The organism is Kushneria sp. AK178 (assembly GCF_053903105.1).
This window is the reverse complement of the sequence record NZ_CP096381.1, coordinates 1506171-1525212: the sequence shown is the minus strand read 5'-3', so window position 1 is coordinate 1525212 and position 19042 is coordinate 1506171. Positions and strand designations below refer to the sequence as shown.

At 62.0% G+C, this 19042-nt stretch carries 20 protein-coding genes and 1 tRNA gene; 9 read left to right on the top strand and 12 right to left on the bottom strand.

Annotated elements, in window-relative coordinates:
• Positions 1–27: 27 nt before the first annotated feature.
• From pepN to M1D97_RS06785, 4 genes are all read right to left on the bottom strand, one after another.
• Positions 28–2658 carry an aminopeptidase N gene (pepN, locus tag M1D97_RS06800; protein ID WP_456269975.1) on the bottom strand — a complete coding sequence of 877 codons (2631 nt, stop codon included), beginning with the start codon at positions 2656–2658 and terminating at the stop codon, positions 28–30.
• 93 nt (positions 2659–2751) lie between these two features.
• The gene (locus tag M1D97_RS06795; RefSeq protein WP_456269974.1) at positions 2752–3111 is read right to left on the bottom strand and encodes a YbaN family protein; all 360 of its coding nucleotides are present in this window, start codon (positions 3109–3111) and stop codon (positions 2752–2754) included.
• A gap of 3 nt (positions 3112–3114) precedes the next feature.
• Complete coding sequence (locus tag M1D97_RS06790; protein ID WP_456269973.1) at positions 3115–3549, bottom strand: YbaN family protein; 435 nt, start codon at positions 3547–3549, stop codon at positions 3115–3117.
• A gap of 94 nt (positions 3550–3643) precedes the next feature.
• The gene (locus M1D97_RS06785) at positions 3644–4123 is read right to left on the bottom strand and encodes a GNAT family N-acetyltransferase (protein ID WP_456269972.1); all 480 of its coding nucleotides are present in this window, start codon (positions 4121–4123) and stop codon (positions 3644–3646) included.
• A gap of 152 nt (positions 4124–4275) precedes the next feature.
• On the opposite strand from M1D97_RS06785, the gene M1D97_RS06780 reads away from it, so the two are divergent.
• Both M1D97_RS06780 and M1D97_RS06775 read left to right on the top strand, forming a co-directional pair.
• Complete coding sequence (locus tag M1D97_RS06780; RefSeq protein ID WP_456269971.1) at positions 4276–5523, top strand: cation:proton antiporter domain-containing protein; 1248 nt, start codon at positions 4276–4278, stop codon at positions 5521–5523.
• A gap of 74 nt (positions 5524–5597) precedes the next feature.
• The gene (locus tag M1D97_RS06775) at positions 5598–7109 is read left to right on the top strand and encodes a RimK family protein (RefSeq protein WP_456269970.1); all 1512 of its coding nucleotides are present in this window, start codon (positions 5598–5600) and stop codon (positions 7107–7109) included.
• Here the strand turns inward: M1D97_RS06775 and M1D97_RS06770 are convergent.
• The 6 genes from M1D97_RS06770 to M1D97_RS06745 form a co-directional block, all read right to left on the bottom strand.
• A complete protein-coding gene (locus M1D97_RS06770; RefSeq protein ID WP_456269969.1) occupies positions 7104–8000 on the bottom strand; it encodes a DUF2797 domain-containing protein in 897 nt (298 codons plus the stop codon). The genes M1D97_RS06775 and M1D97_RS06770 overlap by 6 nt on opposite strands.
• Positions 7988–8254, bottom strand: coding sequence for a YeaC family protein (locus M1D97_RS06765; protein WP_456269968.1), 267 nt, complete (start codon positions 8252–8254; stop codon positions 7988–7990). The genes M1D97_RS06770 and M1D97_RS06765 overlap by 13 nt, the downstream gene beginning before the upstream one ends.
• Before the next feature lie 3 nt (positions 8255–8257).
• The gene (locus tag M1D97_RS06760; RefSeq protein WP_456269967.1) at positions 8258–9142 is read right to left on the bottom strand and encodes a rhomboid family intramembrane serine protease; all 885 of its coding nucleotides are present in this window, start codon (positions 9140–9142) and stop codon (positions 8258–8260) included.
• 213 nt (positions 9143–9355) lie between these two features.
• Positions 9356–10336, bottom strand: coding sequence for a metallophosphoesterase (locus M1D97_RS06755; RefSeq protein WP_456269966.1), 981 nt, complete (start codon positions 10334–10336; stop codon positions 9356–9358).
• Positions 10326–11207: an NAD(+) kinase gene (locus M1D97_RS06750; RefSeq protein WP_456269965.1), complete on the bottom strand. Its 882-nt coding sequence runs from the start codon at positions 11205–11207 to the stop codon at positions 10326–10328. The genes M1D97_RS06755 and M1D97_RS06750 overlap by 11 nt, the downstream gene beginning before the upstream one ends.
• A 67-nt stretch (positions 11208–11274) precedes the next feature.
• Positions 11275–12162, bottom strand: coding sequence for a carboxylate/amino acid/amine transporter (locus M1D97_RS06745; protein ID WP_456269964.1), 888 nt, complete (start codon positions 12160–12162; stop codon positions 11275–11277).
• A 168-nt stretch (positions 12163–12330) separates the two neighbouring features.
• Here M1D97_RS06745 and M1D97_RS06740 point away from each other — a divergent pair, with 168 nt between their 5' ends.
• From M1D97_RS06740 to M1D97_RS06725, 4 genes are all read left to right on the top strand, one after another.
• On the top strand, positions 12331–12642 hold the full coding sequence (locus tag M1D97_RS06740; RefSeq protein WP_456269963.1) for a DUF6314 family protein: 312 nt from the start codon (positions 12331–12333) through the stop codon (positions 12640–12642).
• A gap of 176 nt (positions 12643–12818) precedes the next feature.
• Complete coding sequence (locus M1D97_RS06735) at positions 12819–13568, top strand: glutathione peroxidase (RefSeq protein ID WP_456269962.1); 750 nt, start codon at positions 12819–12821, stop codon at positions 13566–13568.
• A 98-nt stretch (positions 13569–13666) separates the two neighbouring features.
• Complete coding sequence (locus tag M1D97_RS06730) at positions 13667–15127, top strand: dihydrolipoyl dehydrogenase (protein ID WP_456269961.1); 1461 nt, start codon at positions 13667–13669, stop codon at positions 15125–15127.
• Between the two features lie 122 nt (positions 15128–15249).
• Complete coding sequence (locus tag M1D97_RS06725; RefSeq protein ID WP_456269960.1) at positions 15250–15522, top strand: hypothetical protein; 273 nt, start codon at positions 15250–15252, stop codon at positions 15520–15522.
• Positions 15523–15642: 120 nt separating this feature from the next.
• Here M1D97_RS06725 and M1D97_RS06720 read toward each other — a convergent pair.
• Both M1D97_RS06720 and M1D97_RS06715 read right to left on the bottom strand, forming a co-directional pair.
• Positions 15643–15718: transfer RNA gene (locus tag M1D97_RS06720), tRNA-Gly, on the bottom strand.
• A gap of 358 nt (positions 15719–16076) precedes the next feature.
• Positions 16077–16352 (bottom strand): hypothetical protein, encoded by a 276-nt coding sequence (locus M1D97_RS06715; RefSeq protein WP_456269959.1) that lies wholly within the window; start codon positions 16350–16352, stop codon positions 16077–16079.
• Between the two features lie 336 nt (positions 16353–16688).
• Between M1D97_RS06715 and M1D97_RS06710 the strand changes: the two genes are divergently transcribed.
• The 3 genes from M1D97_RS06710 (at position 16689) to M1D97_RS06700 (ending at position 18987) form a co-directional block, all read left to right on the top strand.
• Positions 16689–17741: a CNNM domain-containing protein gene (locus M1D97_RS06710; protein ID WP_456269958.1), complete on the top strand. Its 1053-nt coding sequence runs from the start codon at positions 16689–16691 to the stop codon at positions 17739–17741.
• A gap of 63 nt (positions 17742–17804) precedes the next feature.
• On the top strand, positions 17805–18173 hold the full coding sequence (locus M1D97_RS06705) for a hypothetical protein (protein WP_456269957.1): 369 nt from the start codon (positions 17805–17807) through the stop codon (positions 18171–18173).
• Positions 18154–18987, top strand: coding sequence for a helix-turn-helix domain-containing protein (locus tag M1D97_RS06700; RefSeq protein ID WP_456269956.1), 834 nt, complete (start codon positions 18154–18156; stop codon positions 18985–18987). The genes M1D97_RS06705 and M1D97_RS06700 overlap by 20 nt, the downstream gene beginning before the upstream one ends.
• Positions 18988–19042 lie beyond the last annotated feature (55 nt).

Here is a 19042-nt window from a genome sequence, read left to right as displayed (position 1 = left end):
GCCGTTTTGCGTGAGGCGACACCGGCGTCAGGCCAGCGCCTTCTCCACCACCTCATAGAGATTGCGCGACAGCGACTCCTGTCGAATGCGCTCCAGCTCCCCGCGCATCAGTGCCTGACGCTTGTCATCCAGGCGATGATAGCGCGTCAGCGGCACGATCATGCGCGCGGCAATTTCCGGGTTGAGCCGATTGAGCTCGATCACCACATCCGCCAGCAGCCGGTAACCTTCCCCGTCGAGGCGGTGGAAATTGACCCGATTCTGCTGGGTAAAGGCACCGATGAGCGCCCGCACCCGGTTGGGATTCTTGATCGAAAAGGCCGGATGCTTCATCAGAAAGCGTACGCGCTCCAGCGCATCCGCCTGCGGGCGCGTGACCTGGGTGGCAAACCACTGGTCCATCACCAGCGAGTCGTGCGCCCAGCGCTCACCGAAGGCGCGGATGGCCGGGTCGCCCAGATCGGCGCGATCGGAGTGGGCCAGCAGCGTCAGCGCGGCGCGCACGTCCGTCATGTTGTGATCGGCCTCGTACTGGGCGCGGGCCATGTTGAGGGCCTCGACCTCGCCGTTGGCGACCAGATAGGAGAGCGCCACGTTCTTGAGACTGCGCGCGGCAATCTGCTCGGGCGTGGGGGCGTACGCCTGCGACAGCTGACTGGCGTGATAGACACTCTCGAACTCGGCATAGAGATTGTCCGCCAGCTGCTCGATGGCAGCGCGGCGGGCGTCGTGAATGGCATCGATATCCACCCGGCTCTGCTGCTCGGCGATCCACGCCTCGCTGGGCAGGCGCAGCATTTCGGCCAGTACCGCCCGATCATCGGTGGGTTCATTCAGCAGATGACGAAAGGCCTCGATCAGGCGCGCATCCAGGGTCATGGACTCGCCGCGCTGGCGGGCCACCATCATTTCTTCGATCGCGATCAGCGCCAGACGCTGGGTGGCGTCCCAGCGGTTGAAGCCATCCTCGTCAAAGCGCATCAGATGCGAGAGCTCATCGCGCGACCAGGGATATTCCAGGCGCACCGGCGCCGAGAAACCGCGCAGCAGCGACGGCACCGCGCCCTCGTCAACGTTGTCGAACACCCACTGCTGCTCGCCCTCGCGCAGGTGCAACACGGTGTCGGTGCCGTGGGATTCGCCGTTGATGACCAGATCGACCGGACGCCCGTCGGGGGCGATCAGGCCCATGCGCACCGGCACGTGCAGCGCCTGCTTCTCTTCCTGACCCGGAGTGGGCGGTGTCTTTTGATCGATGGTCAGGGTGAGCTGACGTTGTTCGGCGTCGTAGTCGCTGCGCGCGGTGAGCTGCGGCGTGCCTGCCTGGGCGTACCAGCGCATGAACTGGCTCAGATCCTCACCCGACACCTCGGCCATGACATCGACAAAGTCCTCGACCCGCACTGCCCGGCCATCAAAGCGCTCGAAGTAGAGATCGCTGCCGCGACGGAAGGTCTCCTCGCCCAGCAGATTGCTGAGCATGCGCACGATCTCTGCCCCCTTCTCATAGATGGTCAGGGTGTAGAAGTTCGAGATCTCGATGAAATGGTCGGGCCGTACCGGGTGCGCTGTGGGGCCGGCATCCTCGGCAAACTGCAGGGTGCGCAGCAGCGCGGCGTCCTCGATGCGCTTGACCGGCGCCGAGTTGATATCAGATGAAAAGCTCTGATCGCGAAAGACGGTAAAGCCTTCCTTGAGCGCCAGCTGAAACCAGTCACGGCAGGTCACGCGATTGCCCGACCAGTTGTGGAAGTACTCGTGTGCCACGATGCCTTCGATGCGCTGAAAGGCAGCGTCCGTGGTGGTCTGCGGGTTGGCCAGCACCGCCGCACTGTTGAAGATGTTGAGCCCCTTGTTCTCCATGGCGCCCATGTTGAAGTCATCCACGGCCACGATCATGAACAGATCGAGATCGTATTCGCGCCCGTAGGCCTTTTCGTCCCACGCCATGGCGCGCTTGAGCGAGGCCAGTGCCCAGTCGGTCTTCTCCAGATTCTGCGCCTCGACCCACAGCTCGAGCGTCACGTCGCGCCCGCTCATGGTGGTGAAGCTGTCGCGTACGCACTCCAGCGAGCCGGCCACCAGCGCAAAGAGATAGGAGGGTTTGGGATGCGGGTCCTCCCAGGTGACGAAGTGACGACCATTGGGCAACTCACCGCGCTCAACGGGGTTGCCGTTGGAGAGCAGCACCGGCTGTTGCTTTTGGTCACCGATGACCGTGGTGGTAAACACCGCCATCACGTCCGGTCGGTCGGGATACCAGGTAATGCGACGAAAGCCCTCGGGCTCGCACTGGGTACAAAACATCGGCCCGGAGACGTAAAGCCCCTCCAGCGCGGTGTTGTTCGCCGGGTCAATGACCACCTCGGTGTCCAGTACAAAGGCGCCCGGCACCCGGTCGATCACCAGCTGTTCGTCTTCAATGCGGTATTCGTTTTCCAGCAGCGCCTGACCATCGATGGCAATGCGCTCGGTGGTGAGCCCATGACCGTAGAGCGTCAGTGGTGCCTGCGCGTCATGCTCGGGGTGGCGCTGCACATGAAGGCGCGCCCTCACCCGCGTGGCGCTGGCGTCGAGATCAAAGGTCAACTCGGTTTTCTCGACGGTGTAGGCCGGGGGGCGGTAATCGCTGAGATAAATGGCTTGCGGCTCGGCCATGAGGGGCTCCTGAAAGTGATCCATCGTGGCCCTAGTGTACGCCGCAAGCCATTGCCGGCTCAAAGCAAGCGCCCACCACCGGCAGAGTCGGCGTTATCGGGTGGGCGTGGCGCGCGTCACGAGCCAGAGGCCGATGCCGCTTAGCAAGGCGGTCACCCCGATACGCACGGCCAGAGACGGGATAGTGAGCCAGATCACCACGGCGCTGAAGATCAGGGTCGCCACCGCAACGGCCTTGGCGCGGGACGAGATAGCGCGCTCGCGCTCCCAGTGCTGTATGGCGGGGCCTGCCAGCCGATGCTGTCGAATCCAGCGGGCAAACCGCGGCGAGCCCTTCGAGGCCAGCGCCACGGCGGCCAGCATGAAGGGGGTCGTCGGCAACAGCGGCACGACCACCCCCACCGCGCCGAGGGCAAAGCACAGCCCGGCCAGGCCTATCCAGAGATAGCGCATGAATCACTCATTCGGGACACGCGGTTTTCCGGAAGGCAGGGGACGCGTGGCCACAAAGGTCCCCACAACCATCAGTACCATCAAAAGCCCCCAGAAGATCCAGTTGAAACCGGTATGCACCCAGATCACCCAGGCGCTGAAAAACATCATGGCGATCGAAAGGATCTTGGCCGGCAGGGGGATGGCACGCTCCTCCTCCCAGGCCCGGATCAGCGGCCCCGCGAAGCGGTTGCGCCGAATCCAGCGCTCGAAGCGCTTTGACCCTTTCGACGCACAGATTACCGCCAGCAGCATGAAATCGGTGGCCGGCAGCAGGGGCAGAAAGATGCCCACGATGCCGATGGCGAAACACAGCGCTGCCAGAACGATCCAGAAGGCACGATGGATGGGAGAGCGTGCACGACGATCCGAGGCAGGATCCGGAGGAAGACTTGACATGCCACACTCCCTTAAAAACCTGGACCGCCGATCATAGCGCCCGAGGTGGCTGCTACCAACCCTGGGGCGCACGCCTTCAGATCCGCCCGGGCAATCAGGACACCGGATCGGCGTGCTCGCCCAGCGAGCGGATCATTTTCCAGGCAGCGCAGCCATCGTGGTAATAATCCTCCATCCAGTGCAGCACCTCATAGCCCATGCGCCGATACAGCGAGATGGCCGCACGGTTATCGGCCCGCACCTCCAGGTAGATGCTCTCGCAGCCTCGCGCCAGGGCCACGGCTTCCAGCGCCAGCAGCAGCCGCTGCCCCAGCCCCTGGCCGCGCACGTCCGGATGCAGACAAAACGAGTAAAGGCGTGCCCGTTTCTCGTTGCGCCGGAACAGCAGCGTGCCGTACCCCATCAGGGCATCATTGTCGTCCACGACCAGACGCGTCTGAGCATTGGCCCTGGTGACCAGATACTTCAGCTGCGACGGGCTGAAACTGTCTTCGTTGTCACCGAAACAGGTGCGCTCCAGGGCATTGAGTGCTGCCGCGTCCCTGCCCCCCGCTGCACGCAGCGTGAAAGCCATGCGATCTTCTCCCGGTCAGGATTCAAAGGGTCGCAATCCTATCATTTTCCCACCGCCACGACCCTGCCGTGTGGTGCATCCAGGCCGAAGAATTCACGTATTGACTACACTGGGGCGCACTGCCTTTCCTGAACCGAGCCGGTATTGCCTGCATGACCCACACTGTTCTGATCATTGCCGTTTGCATTTCGTGTCTATGGCTTGTCAACGGCCTGATGATCAAAAAGATTCGCCAGTGGTACGCCACCGAGGTCCAGTTTGCCCTGCTGGCCGGCGTCGTGGTGGGCCCGATCACCCATCTGGTGTCGCTTGATTCGATGAATGATGTCACCACGCTGATGGAGTGGGCCTGTCGGATCACGATGGCCATGGCCCTGAGTTCGGCAGCGCTGCAGATGGAACGGCGCTTTCTTGACGACTACCGGCGACCGCTCGCGGTCATCGTCATCGGTGGCATGGTCTTGATGGCCGCGTTCACGACCGTACTGCTCCAGATCACCATGGCCACCGGCTGGACGCTGGCCTTTCTGCTGGCCTGGATACTCACCCCCACCGACCCGGTCGTCACCGCCACCGTCGTTCAGGGCGATCAGGCACAGCGATTGATCCCCGCGCCCATGCGTCACACCATTACCTACGAATCCGGTATCAACGACGGCCTGGCCTCGCCCATGGTCATGCTGGCGATGGCGCTCTGGCTGAGTCTCACCCGGGGCGCGCCGCTGGAGAGCCTGCACTGGCTTCTGGTCACGGTCGGTTATGAGAACCTGCTGTGTGCCGGGCTGGCCTACGTGCTTGGACTGACTGCCGGGAAAGCGCTGCAAAAGGCCAACGGGGCCGGCTGGATGTCCCAGAGCACCCTGCTCCCCTTTGCGCTGGCCTTTAGTCTGCTGTTGCTCTTCGGCCTGCACCTGGCCGGCATGAACGCCATCATCGGCGTTTTCATCGGCAACCTGGGCCTGTCTCATACGGTGACTGACAACGAGGATCTGCAGCAGGAGGAGATGCAGTCCACGCTCGAGCGGTTGTTCACCATTCCGGTGTTTTTCCTGCTGGGTCTTGTCCTGCCCTGGCAGGGGTGGCTGTCGCTGGGCTGGCCGGCCCTGCTGGCTGCCGTGCTGATCGTGCTCCTGCGTCGTCTGCCGGCCCTTTTGCTGCTGTCGCCGCTGCTGGGTCCGTTCAGGGATTTCAGAACCGCCGCCTGGCTGGGCTGGATCGGGCCGCTGGGCGTGGCGGCCCTGCTCTATGCGCTGGAAGTGCGCGAGAAGGCCGATCTCGACATGGTCTGGCCACTGGTCACCCTGGTGGTGGTGGCATCAATCGTGATCCACGGCAGCTCCAGCATCGTCTCGGCACGGGCCTATGCCCGCCATGCCGATCAAAAGGACAGCCGCTCGTGAGCGTTTGACCCTATTCCACAACGTCCGACGGCGACCTATGATGCGCGTATTGCCCCTGAGTGGCGGAGAGCGTCATGTCACGTTTACGTATTGTGGTGGATCATCCCGGCGACTGGCGCCCCTACTATCCCAGCGATGACATCATCAGCGCCGATGACTTTCTGGCGCTGGAGGCAACTACAGATCAGGACCGGGCGACCCACGTTATCAATCTGTGCAGCGGGCTCGACTATCTGGAAACCGGCTATTACGTGTCGCTGCTGGCCCAGGCCCGCGGCCAGCGCGTACAACCGGACGTGGAGACGCTCAATCAGCTGGGGCGCAAGGCGCTGATCGATCTGCAGCTCGACGGGCTCAATGCCATGATGGCCGAGCTCGACCGGCGTGGCGCCCTGCAGGGCGAGCGCCTCGATCTGCGGCTTTTCTTTGGCGACACCGGCAGTGACGCGCTGGCAAGACTGGGTCGCCGACTCTTTGCCCACCTGCCCTGTCCGATCATGGAGGCACGCCTGGTCCGGCGTCACGGCGACTGGCGGCTGGCACGCCTTCGGGCCCTGTCGCTTCGGGACGTGGCCCCGGAGGAAGAAGAGCGGTTTGCCCGCGCGCTCAACGCTCACTCCCGCCAGGTGTGGCGCACCCCGGCCGCCCGGCGACGCTATCGCTTTGATCTGGCCATTCTGGTCGACCCGGCCGAGGCGATGCCACCCAGCAACAAGAGCGCCATCAAGCAGTTTATCCGCGCCGGGCGCTCGATGGGCATTGATGTCAGCCTGATCACCCGACGCGATGAAGGCCGGCTGGCCGAGTTCGATGCCCTGTTCATTCGCGAAACCACCCGGCTTGATCATCATACCTGGCGCATGGCGCGCCGCGCCGAGCATGAGGGTCTGGTCGTCATCGATGATCCTCAGTCGATTCTGCGCTGTACCAACAAGGTCTATCTGCACGCCCTGCTGCGCGCGCGCGACGTCCCGGCACCCGGGGGGCATCTGCTCAATCGCAGCGACCTGGACCGTCTCGACACGCTGGCCGACACCCTCACCTTTCCGCAGGTACTGAAAATACCGGACGGCGCCTTCTCGCGCGGCGTGGTCAAGATCAGTTCCAGGGCGCAGCTGCTTGAGGAAGCCCGACGGCTGTTCGAGGACTCGGCGCTTTTGCTGCTACAGGAGTGGATGCCCACCGAGTACGACTGGCGCATCGGCATTCTGGACGGCCAGGTGCTCTTTGCCAGCCGCTACTACATGGCCCGCGGTCACTGGCAGATTTATGACCACAGCGGCGCTCGGGTGCGCAGCGGCGGCTTCGAGACCATCGACCCGGCAAAGGCGCCCGAGAAGGTGATCAAAACCGCGCTCAAGGCGACACGCCTGATCGGCAACGGCCTGTATGGGGTCGATCTCAAGCAGAGCGGTGACCGGGTGGTGGTCATCGAGGTCAACGACAATCCCAATCTGGATGTCGGCGTGGAGGATGTCGTGCTGGGGCCGGAACTGTATCGGCGCATCATGGCATGGTTTCTGGCGCAGATGGAGCGCAAGCGCCAGCCCCGGCAGACATCGACGCGTCAGCTTCCGAATTCATGATCGCGCCGAAAGGGTCACGCTGACCTGATAGCCGGTGTACTTGCGCAGGTTGATGACGCCGGTGTCGAGGATCAGGTACTGCCCCTTGAGCCCCATCAGTCGGCCCTCGACCTGCGGGGTGCGGTCCAGATTGAAGGCCCTGACACGCTCGGGCCAGGCCAGCACCGGGTAGTCAAACCGGGCGACACGCTGCTCGCCATGCATCTGGATGTTGTCTTCAGCGAACTGCGCCCTGAGCGATGCCAGTCCCGGCGCCAGTCTTTCCATCAGATCATCGCGCAGGGTGATGAGATCGACATCGGCGGTCTCGCCCTTGAGCATGCGCTGCCAGTGGGTGCGATCACTGATCTCCTGTCGAAACAGCGCCTCCACCATGCCCGCCTGACGCCGTGACGCCACCGACAGGATCGGCAGCGCCTGCACCGCGCCCTGATCCAGCCAGCGCGTGGGCATCTGCGAGGGTTTGGTAATGCCGACCTTGGCCCCGGAGCTGGCGGCCAGATATACCACATGAGGCGCAAAGCAGTGGCGCTCGCCCCATTCGGGCTCACGGCAAGTGCCCTGAAAATAGTGACAGCGCTCGGGCGCCATCATGCAGGTATCGCAGCGCGCCAGACGCTTGAAGCAGGGGTAGCAGTGGCCCTGACCGAAGCTCTTGCGCGTCGGGCGCTGGCAGTTGACGCAGACGATACGCCCGCCAAACGACAGCGCGATATCGTGGCCCAGCCAGTCATTGAGCCCTTCACGGTGCTCACCAACGCGCAGCTCATAGTGGGCACGGCCCGCAGCATCGGCCGTCACCGCCATGCGGGCAAGCCCACCGGCGCCCTCGAACGAGTCTTGTGAAGGCGCCTGCATCCCTTGAAGAGGCTCGAGGTCTAGTTGACCCATTTGATGCTGTCGCCTTTGGCCTCACCGTGCTCGTCGCTGCCGCAGCCGTGACGGTCGATGTGGCCGGTGCGCTGCTCGGGGGCCACGTTGTGGGTCGCCTCAAAGCGCAGAATGGCCTCGAGACACAGCTCGCGCTGTTCCGGGGTCAGCGCCCGGCCGTCCGGCCATTTGCCCAGCTCCACGCCGCGCTTGAGGCCTTCATACATCTGCGGCGTGAGCTGCTCGATCATGCGCTCGAAATTCATGTCGCTCATGGGTTACCCGTCGATATCCTCGTGTCTGTCATTGGGCGCTGCCCGTCGCGGATGAAAGCGCGAGCCCAGAAGCCCGGCCGCCAGCCCCAGCAACAGCCCGCCCAGGTGGGCCTCGTTGGCCACATTGCCAAACCCGATCCAGCCGGCAGCCGGGGTCATGCACAGCACCAGCCACCCCACCATGAACACCATCAGCATGGTGGGAAACTGGAAGCCGCTGTTGGGCACCAGGCGCGAATAGAGCCAGACAAAGCCGACCAGCGCATAGACCACCCCGGACATGCCGCCGAAAAGCACCGTACCGGTGGCGTACTGGGCCAGATTGGAGACCAGCATGGCCGAGGTCAAAAGTGCCAGCAGCCGCCAGCGCCCCTGCAGGACTTCGACCTGACGGCCAAAATACCAGAGCCAGAGCAGGTTGAAGACCAGATGCATCAGACTGAAATGCAAAAAGGCCGGCGAGAACAGCCGCCAGACTTCCGCCTGAGACAGGGCGTACCCGAGCGTGGCGGCGTAGAGCTGCTGGCCTTCAATGGCAATGGGGGCGATGGCCAGCGCCGTCAGCGCCTGAATATCATCGATGCCCTGCCAGCCAAAGACGGCCAGGCACATGACAATCAGCAGCGTCGTGATCGGCGCCGAGCGCAGCGCGCCGCTGATGGATCCGGCGCGTGCCACCGGTTCGGGGGATTCATCCAGCGCCATGGGCTCGCCCTGTCGCCACCGGTCGATCAGCTCGCGTGCCTTTTCCAGCTGAACATCCTCGATCAGCCAGATCACCTGACCTTCCTGATCACGCGAATAGTGATGGCCGATGCGATGTTTCCAGAGGGCATGACGCAGTTCATCAATGTCGGCATCAAGAGGAAAACGCAGCGCCTGAGGCATGCTGACTCCATTTTAGGCTGGAACCTGCCAGCCGGTCATGCTCATGGTTCGAAGGGTGACGCCGGCACAAAAAAAGAAGTCCGGCGGAGAGGGTCCGCCGGACAAGAGCAAGGGATCATTCAAGGGAACACTTACTCTGACGACGCCGTATCTCAAAAGTTCCGGGCACGGTCAAAAAATTCCGGATTGTATTGCATGGTCGCTTTCATGATCTCACGTGTCGGCGCTGACCCAGCAAAACCGACCGGCCTCCAGGGTGGCTTCACCGTCGAAGCGATAAGCGACCAGCCGCCCGCCCCTGACCGCACTATAATCCAGACAGGCGATATTGGCAGCCGGCAGGCTCGGAATCCCTTCGCACCAGTAATGGCCGACAAACAGCGGCCGCTGTGAACGCGGATAATATACCAGCCGGCGTCGCTGCTCGTCGCTGAGCGCCCGGCCATCGAGTTCGGGCGGTAACGGGTCGGGCTGAAAGACGACATCCCCATGGGTCTGCGGCGAACGGGCCCAGAAATGCGTGCGAAATACGCTGCGCCGGGTGCCGTCCATCGAATGAATCACCCTGCCCTCGGGCAGGCGAAGCTGCGTCCCCCGCGTGGTGCGATCGAGCACGCGGTGTTCGGGGCTGCCCTGAATGCTGGCCGCTGCCAGAAAATGCCGGTCGATCCGCCCATCCGGACGGTCGTTCAGAAAGGGGCGCAACAGCGATTCATCCCAGCAGGCATGCGCCACGCGAAAGTGCTCGAACTCGAGACACAGCGGCATCTCGAGAAACCATTCCAGATACGACGCCCACAGGGTGGGGGCACGCTCGAACTGGGCCAGCGTCTCATACATGACCCGCTCGCTGCGGCCGCCCACGCGCGGCATGGTAAAGCTGCGGCCGCCCTGTCCCAGACACTGTTTGAGCGCATGCGCTTCATGGTTGCCCATCACCACCAGTGCGGTGCCGGCATCCACCATGGTGCGCACGATCTCCAGCGCCTTCTGGACGTGAGGGCCACGGTCGATCAGATCGCCCAGAAAGATGGCGCGGCGGGAGGCGTGCGCGTAGACCCCGCCGCGCTTTTGATATCCCATCCTTTCCAGCAGACACTCGAGCATGTCGCCGCAGCCGTGGACATCGCCAATCAGGTCGAAGCCTTCGCCGGGCCCCGGAGTGGGCCTGTCGCATGCTGTCTCAACCGACAAGACCACTGCTCCAGCCCAGCTTGCTGCGGCAGGCCTCGAAATAGCTGTATCCCGGCGGGTGAAGCAGCTTCAGATATTCGGGCTTGCGTCGAATGGAGATCTGATCGCCGGGCTGTACTACCACCTTCATCTGACCGTCGCAGCTGACCTGCAGCTCGGCATCGTGACTGTCCACCACCTCCAGAAGGATATCACTGGCGGCATCGACCACGATGGGTCGGCTCGACAGGGTATGCGGGAACATCGGCACCAGCACGATGGCCTCGAGGCGTGGATGCAAAATGGGACCACCGCCGGAGAGCGCATAGGCCGTGGACCCGGTGGGGGTCGCCACGATCAGCCCATCCGAACGCTGGCGATAGACGAACTGTCGATCGATATAGAGCTCGAACTCGATCATGCGCACGGCAGCGGCCGGATGGAGCACAACATCGTTGAGACTGCAGGCCGACCCGATGACGACGCCATCCCGCCTGACCTCGGTATCCAGCAGAAAGCGCCGCTCGACTTCATAGTGGCCGTTGAGCACCTCGTCGATGCGATGCTCGACCTCATCGGGCGTGATGTCGGTCAGAAAGCCCAGCCGGCCGCGATTGACACCCAGTACCGGTGTATTGAAGCGACACAGCATGCGTCCGGCGCCAAGCAGACTGCCGTCGCCGCCTACCACAATGGCCAGATCGCAGTGCCGGCCGATCTCCTCCAGCGAAATGCCTGTCTCCTGTCGGATCATGCAGGTTCTGGCCGTTTCGGCCTCGAAGTACACGTCAAGCCCGCGCGATTCCAGAAATACCGTCAGACGCTCCAGCGTTTCAACGACCATGTCGCTGTCAGGTCGCCCCACCAACCCTACCCGGTTGAACTGTGTCATGCCCTGTCCAGACTGTTTCATCGAGGCGGCATTATGCGTCCCGCCCTGCCGGGGGGTAAACCGCGCCTCAGGAAAATTCAGCCGCGCCGTTGGCCGAGGCCAGGGTACGGCGTCGCCACCACTCGCTGCCCACCAGGGCCAGCAGCATGACAGCACCGCCCAGGGCAATCCGGGACAGGTCCGCGTCACGGTTCCAGATCGCCAGATTGACCAGCAGTCCGGCCGGAATCAAAAGATTGTTCATCACCGCAAGCGTGGCGGCATCCACACGCCGGGCGCCCTGATTCCACAGAAAATAGCCCACGCCCGAGGCCACCATGCCCAGCCACGCCAGCACGCCCCACTGTACTGATGTTGTGGGCAGATGCGTGGCATCTCCCAGCCACCACCAGGCCGGCAGCGCGACCGCAAGCGCCCCGAGGAAGAACCAGCCAAAGACGTTGAGCGCCGGAAAGCTGCCCTCGACGCCGCGCATGAGGTGTCGATAGCCGACCTGCCCGATGGCAAAGCACAGATTGGCGCCCTGCACCATGAAAAAGCCGGTCCAGAAGGCGTCGCCGACGCTCTGATAGCGGATCAGCGCCGCGCCCAGCACGGCCAGCGCCGCCATCGCCAGCTGGAAGGGGTCCAGTCGGCGGCAAAGAAGATTATCCAGCAAGGCGATGTAGATCGGGGTAAAGATGGTGAACAGCAGAATCTCGGGCACGCTGAGCAGCACAAAGGACTGGTAATAGCACACATACATCAGCCCCAGCTGTACGGCCCCTACCCCCATCAGCCCGACCGTTCGACGCCGGTCCAGCAGTCGCGGACGAAGCCAGGGCAGAAAGACCAGACAGGCAAGCGAGACGCGCGTTAATACGGCAAAATAGCTGTCCACCTGACCGGCCAGATACACACCGATCAGACTGAACGAGAAGGACCACAAGAGCGTGACCCCGAGTAGATAGCCCATATGCTTAGTCAACCAGATAGATTTTCAAGGTTAACAACGATTATACGCCTGACCGAGCGTCTCAGGGCAACCCGGCAACTTACCTTTACGGCCTCGCCCGGGCCGCGGTCGTCCAGCGACTGGGCCGGTCGCGGTGTCGGCGAGGTTAGTGTCAGCGATGACCATCCCGTGCTGCGATTTCATGAAAAGGGCCGCTTCACCCACGCCAACGGACGCACGCTTGCCTTCAGCAACGTCTATCGTTTCGAAGTCGTGGAGGATCGTGTCGAGCTCTATCACGAGCGTCGCGGCCCGGAAGATGCCGTCTTTCTGTTTCCACTGGTGGTGGTCGAGGACAACCGGCTGATGAGTCTTTCTCCGCACCTGTGCGTCAGGGATCTTTACAGCGGGGAGCTGATCATGAACGATGATGGCTTCGATCTGACCTGGACGGTCGAAGGCCCGCGCAAACAGGAGCGCATTCATTACGCCTACCGGTAGTCATGCGTCCTGCCGACTCGCCTGGATAAATTAGATATTTCTTTCCAATTATCCTTTCCTATTACGACCTTTGTCTTATTCAAATATCGTGATGCTCCCTGAAGCCATATACTGAAAAGTGTTTTCTGGCAGCGGTGTTCGACATCGCAGTATTTCAATAATATATGGAGCAAATGATGGAACTGCAGAATCGTGAAGGGCAACACGTCCCGGAAGTCACGCTTAAACAGCGTCAGGGCGGTGATCTGATCGACGTTCAGACCAAGGACATTTTCGCCAACCGCACCGTGGCCGTCTTTTCCCTTCCGGGCGCCTACACTCCCACCTGCTCCTCTACCCACCTGCCGCGCTACAACGAGCTGGCAGAGCAGCTTTTCGCCAACGGCGTGGATGAAATCATCTGCCTGTCCGTTAACGACGCCTTCGTCATGGAAGCCTGGGGTGAACATCAGGAAGCCGAGCATCTGACCCTGCTGGCCGATGGCAACGGCGACTTTACCGAAGGCATGGGCATGCTGGTGGACAAGACCGATCTGGGCTTTGGCAAGCGCAGCTGGCGCTATTCCATGGTGGTCCGTGACGGCAGGATCGACAAGATGTTCATCGAGCCGGAAAAGCCGGGCGACCCCTTCGAGGTGTCCGACGCCGACACCATGCTCGACTACCTGAATCCGAAGGCAGATCGTCCGAGCTTTGCTACCATTATCAGCAAGCCCGGCTGCCCACACTGTGCACGCGCCAAGCAGGCGCTGGCGGATAACCGTATTGCCTACGAGGACATCTCCATCGGCAATCGCGACATCACCAGCCGCTCCCTGCGCGCCATGACCGGCCATGCGACCGTTCCGCAGGTCTGGATCGATGGCCGCCATATTGGCGGTGCCGAAGATCTCAAGGCGCATCTTGATCAGGCCGCTGCGGCCTGATCGATCCGCGATCGAGATGATCACAACGGCCACCCTCGGGTGGCCGTTTTCGTGTGTGCACGACCGACCCGCACGCCCTGATACCGGAGTCTCTCTACATGCAGGAACGACGTGTAGACGTTGCCATCATCGGCGCAGGAAGCGCCGGTCTTGGCGCCTATAACGCGGCCCGCGCGCACACCGACAGCGTGATCATGATCGAGGGCGGCCCCTACGGCACCACCTGCGCGCGGGTGGGATGCATGCCCAGCAAGCTGCTGATCGCCGCCGCCGAAACGGCCCATCAACTACATGATGCCAGCGCCTTCGGCATTCATGTCGACGGCGCCATCCACATCAACGGTCGCGATGTCATGGCGCGGGTCAAGCGTGAGCGCGACCACTTCGTTGACGGCGTTCTCGACTCGGTGGACAGCATCGACAGCGAACATCGCCTTCGCGGCCATGCCGTATTTGAAAGCGCCACCAGCCTGATCGTGGACGACCATACCCGTATTCACGCCGAGCGAATCGTCATTGCCACCGGTTCAAGCCCCGACTACCCGGACTTTCTCGAGGCGGCCGGAGATCGCCTGATTACCAACAACGATCTCTTTTATTGGGACGACCTGCCCGAATCGATCGCCGTTTTCGGCCCCGGGGTAGTGGGCCTGGAGCTGGGACAGGCGCTGTCGAGACTGGGCGTGCGCGTTCGCATGTTCGGCGTGGGCGGCGCCATCGGCCCGATCAGCGACCCCGCCCTGCTTGAACGGGCCGATGAGCTCTTCAACCGCGAATTTCCTCTCGACCCGTCGGCACAAACGCAACACGTGGCGCGGGTCGATGACCATGTCGAAGTGACCTTTGTCGAGCGCGACAGTGAACGTGAGATCACCGAACGCTTCGACTACCTGCTGGCAGCCACCGGCCGGCCGCCCAATCTCGAAGGGCTGGAGATCGACCGCGCCGATCTGCGCGTGGAAGAAGGGCTGCCGGTATTTGATCGCTATACCCTGCAGTGTCAGCGCAGGGACGGCACCCCCGCCTCCATCTTTATCGCCGGCGATGCCAATGCCGCACTGCCGCTACTGCATGAGGCGTCCGATGAAGGACGCATCGCCGGTGACAATGCCGGGCGCCATCCAGACCTGCGGGCCGGTCAGCGCCGCTCGATGCTGACCGTGGTCTTCACCGAACCGCAGATTGCGCAGGCCGGTCTGACGTGGGCCGAAATCGAACAGCGCCCCCGCGACAGCTATGCCACGGGCGAGGTCGATTTCAGCGACCAGGGGCGCGCCCGTATCATGCGACAAAATCATGGCCTGCTGCGGGTGTATGCCGAGCAGGGATCGGGGCTTTTTCTGGGCGCCGAAATGCTGGGCCCCCGGGCGGAGCACCTGGCGCACCTGCTCGCCTGGTGCCACCAGCAGCGCATGACGGTGGCCAGAATGCTGGAAATGCCCTTCTATCACCCCTGTCTCGAAGAAGGTCTGCGCACGGCCCTGCGCGATTTAAATGCCGAACTCAGGCTGGGCCCGGCCATGGCACAGCACGGCATGGACACGGGACCGGGCGGCTGACCTTCCTGCCATCTGCCAACTCCTCTGTTCTGCCCGCTCGCCCGGGCCGACAGCCACACCGCCTCCTGCTGCCGGAGTAAATCTCCGGCAGTCCCCTGATCGAAGAGTCGATGGAGCCCTGCATGGCTGACTACATGATCACCTGTCACCTGACCCATCCATACCAGGCGTACCATCATCTGATGGAAGCGCTGGCGCGCTACCCGGACAGTCTGCATGTTTTCGAGACAACCTGGCTGGTCAGAACCCCGGCCACACCGGATTACCTTCTGGCCGATCTCGAGCAATACGTGGGCAGCGATGATCAGATGTTCATCGCCACGATGTACACGCCGGCCGCCTGGTCCGACAGTCTGGGTGTCAATCGGGTACTTCACTTTTTCAGTCGGGGATGACCCGTAACGGCCGGGCAGACACGGAGCACAGGCATCGCGACAAACAGGAGACCTGCAGTGCGAACAGCGCTGCTGAAAGTACTCGTGATGTATCAAGGGAGATATGGAAGGCGGGGGCACTGGAGCGGGCAATGGGACTCGAACCCACGACATTCAGCTTGGGAAGCTGACGCTCTACCAACTGAGCTATACCCGCATGGCGCTCATCATAAAAGCCTCCGACCGCAAACACAAGCGGCCTGCCCCGGGGCGCTGTTTGAATGGCAAAAGGCCATCGAATAAAAAATTTTCGATTTCGGGGATCAAACCGTCAACACGATGGTCATAGTAGGCAGGACGTTCTTCTTCAGTCGCTGAGGAATGCGTCTGGCTTAACTGTTCCTTGCATGGCCGCCACCTCGTTGTGGCGGTTTTTTTATGCCTGCAAGCACCACATCAGATGCCGCGCCCGGTCCTGACGACCCCTTTGTAGCAGCTCAAGGATACGCTGGTTCTCCTGCCCCGTGACGGTTTTGAAGCCTTGTTGGAAGTGATCACATACAGAACAGCTCATCCTAGCCGGTCATGATCACGTTTAGCCCGTGCTCGGTAATGCGTCCGCAGCATTGATCAAAGCAGGGACGTCGCAACAGGCGACACCACAGCCGAGGCGCGCTCTGATGCTGCCAGACCGCGTCAATCAGCCCTCTTTTATCGAGATAGCGTATGGCGCGGGCAAACTCGACATCCGGCACACCAAATTCGATGGCCTTGACACGGACACGCTGGTATCGGCCTGTATTGAGCAGGCGCGTCAGAATGGCCAGCTCCAGTGAGTCAAGGGATTGCATGCCGAACGCGTAAGCCTTTTAGCATTACATGGGTTAATCAATTGATGACGGCTGGAATTATACTCACCGTGCCCCGGCGCTAAAGTCTTAAAAGACGCCACTTTTGTGATCATTTTATTTAATTCGAAAAAAGATTTATTAAATATTCTTCACGTCTGTCGCCAAATAGCGACATCTGTTGCCAACGGTGCGTCTCATGCCGCTAAAACAGGTACCCTGGGCCAAAATGAATAATTACATTTCGTAACATATTTTCTGTTCCTTTAACCCTTTTTTAATCAACCGCGCTCGCAGAAGTGTCATTAATGGCCGCCTCAACACAATGCTGAGCCCCCCATGATCCTTCTGATTGTTTCTGCCCTGGGCGCCATAGGTATTTCCTTTGTCTGCTCGGTACTTGAAGCCGCCCTGTTATCCCTGACACCCAGCCATATTGCCCGCCTGCAGGAATCGCGGCCGGCACTGCACCGCGCCCTGAGCCAGCTCAAGGACAATGTTGACCGGCCGCTGGCCGCCATTCTGACCCTCAACACCATCGCCCATACGGCCGGCGCAACGGGCGTGGGTGCGCAGGTGTCCGTCGTTTTCGGCGAAACCTGGATCGGCGTGGCCTCGGCCATCATGACGCTTCTGATTCTGGTGCTGTCGGAAATCCTGCCCAAGACCATTGGGGCACGTTACTGGCGAGAGCTGGCACCGATTCTGGCACCCACGCTCAAGGGGCTGATCTGGGTGCTGCTGCCCTTTATCTGGCTTTCGGAGCAGATTACGCGCCGCATCGGCGGCGGCAAGGAAGATGATGTCGATGTCCGCGAAGAGATCAAGGCACTGGCAAGGCTGGGACAGGAGCGCGGCGTGGTGGATACCGATGAAAGCCGGACCATCGTCAATATCCTCAACCTGCACGATATCCAGGTGCGCAGCATCATGACGCCACGCACGGTCTGCATCACCGCAACTCCCGACATGACCGTGACCGAATTTGATGGCGAATACGGTGACCTGCCCTTTACGCGCTACCCTGTCATGACGCCGCCGGAGCAGACCATCGGTTATGTCCACAAGATGGATGCCTATCACGCTCTTGATGAGGCCACCCTGTCATCGATCATGCATCCCATCGAGTCGATCAACGACACTGACAGCGCCGAACAGGTATTCATCCGCATGCTTAATGACCACCATCATATGTGTGTGGTGTATGACGACCACGGCACCTGGGTGGGCGTGCTGACCATGGAAGATATCCTCGAAACCATCCTGGGCCAGGACATCGTCGATGAAACCGATGATGTCTCCAATCTTCGGCATCACGCCAGGCAGCTGTGGCTCAAGCGCATTCGGCGCAGCCGCGAAGCCGCCGTCAACGACCTGCCGCCCGGGCGCTGAGGCTCTCGGTCCCGGCGCGGGACATGCTAGAATGGCGTTTTGATCCGGCAACCGATGACGCCCATGGCTACCTTTTTGCTGACCTTTGCCGTCTGTCTGCTGATCTGCGGTTTCATGGTCACGGCCCTGATCCTGTCGCGCACCCCGCGCTACCGCACCAGCGCCGACGATCTGCTGACCCTGCTTGACGAGACGCTGGAAAACCGCGTTTCCGAGGCGCGCTGGCATACCATTATCGGCTACCCGATCCGCCATGACCCCTACCTGGAAAACGTGCGCCGACGCTGCCAGGTCATCATGGATGAGTACGGTCAGCCCTGGCGCTTCGAGCAGGGCGGCGCCCTGTTTTCGGGAACCGGCCTTGAGGAGATTCGCGCGCTGCGCCAGCACCTGACGGCGCGGCTGTCGCTCGATGACCGGCGCGCCTTTTGACCGGGTCGATGCGCGCGCCCTGTCCGGGTATCAAACTGCCATGACCATTGCGCTGACCAGTACCAATGTCATTCGCCGGGCGCCGCTGGAGGAGAGCAGTCAGGCGCACGCCCATCCGTTTCACCAGATCGTGATCGGCCTGGCGGGTGAAGCCGAAATCATCATCGATGGCCGCCCCCTGCACATCGCGCCCTATCACGGCTGCACCATCCCGGGAGACCGGGAGCACCGTTACCGCGGTATCGGTGACAACTCCCAGCTGCTGCTGGATCTCTTTGACGATGCGCCGGGCCTTTCCGGCGCCTATCGACACCACTTTCAGCTGTTTTCCCGGCCGTTTCACTTTGCGCTCGACAGCGCTGCCCGCGCCTACATCACCTTCATGGTGGAGGAGATCACGCATCAGCCGGACGTCGATCGCGATTTGTTGATCACCACCCTGCTGTCGATGCTCTCCCACCGCCTGCTCGACCGGCAGACAACGCCACAGTCGCGGCTCGATCTGGCCATGCTGGATCACTACATCGACCAGCATCTGGCCCGGGGCATCCGCGTCGAGGATCTGGCCGGGCTGGCGCATCTGTCCAGCGCCCATTTCAGCGAGCTGTTTCGCATCCGCACAGGACTGCCGCCCTATCAGTACATCCTGCGCAAGCGCCTCAACGCGGCCCGCAAACTGCTGCTGGAGTCCCGCCTGCCCCTGATCGACATTGCCCAGCGTTCGGGCTTTGCCAATCAAAGCGCCCTGTCCCATGCCTTCCGGCGCCACTTCGGCCACTCCCCCGGCGCCCTGCGCCAGAGCGCCGCCCCCTGAACCGTAGACCCATGGCCCCGGTTTGTTGTGCCTTATTGCTCAAGTAGGACCAAAG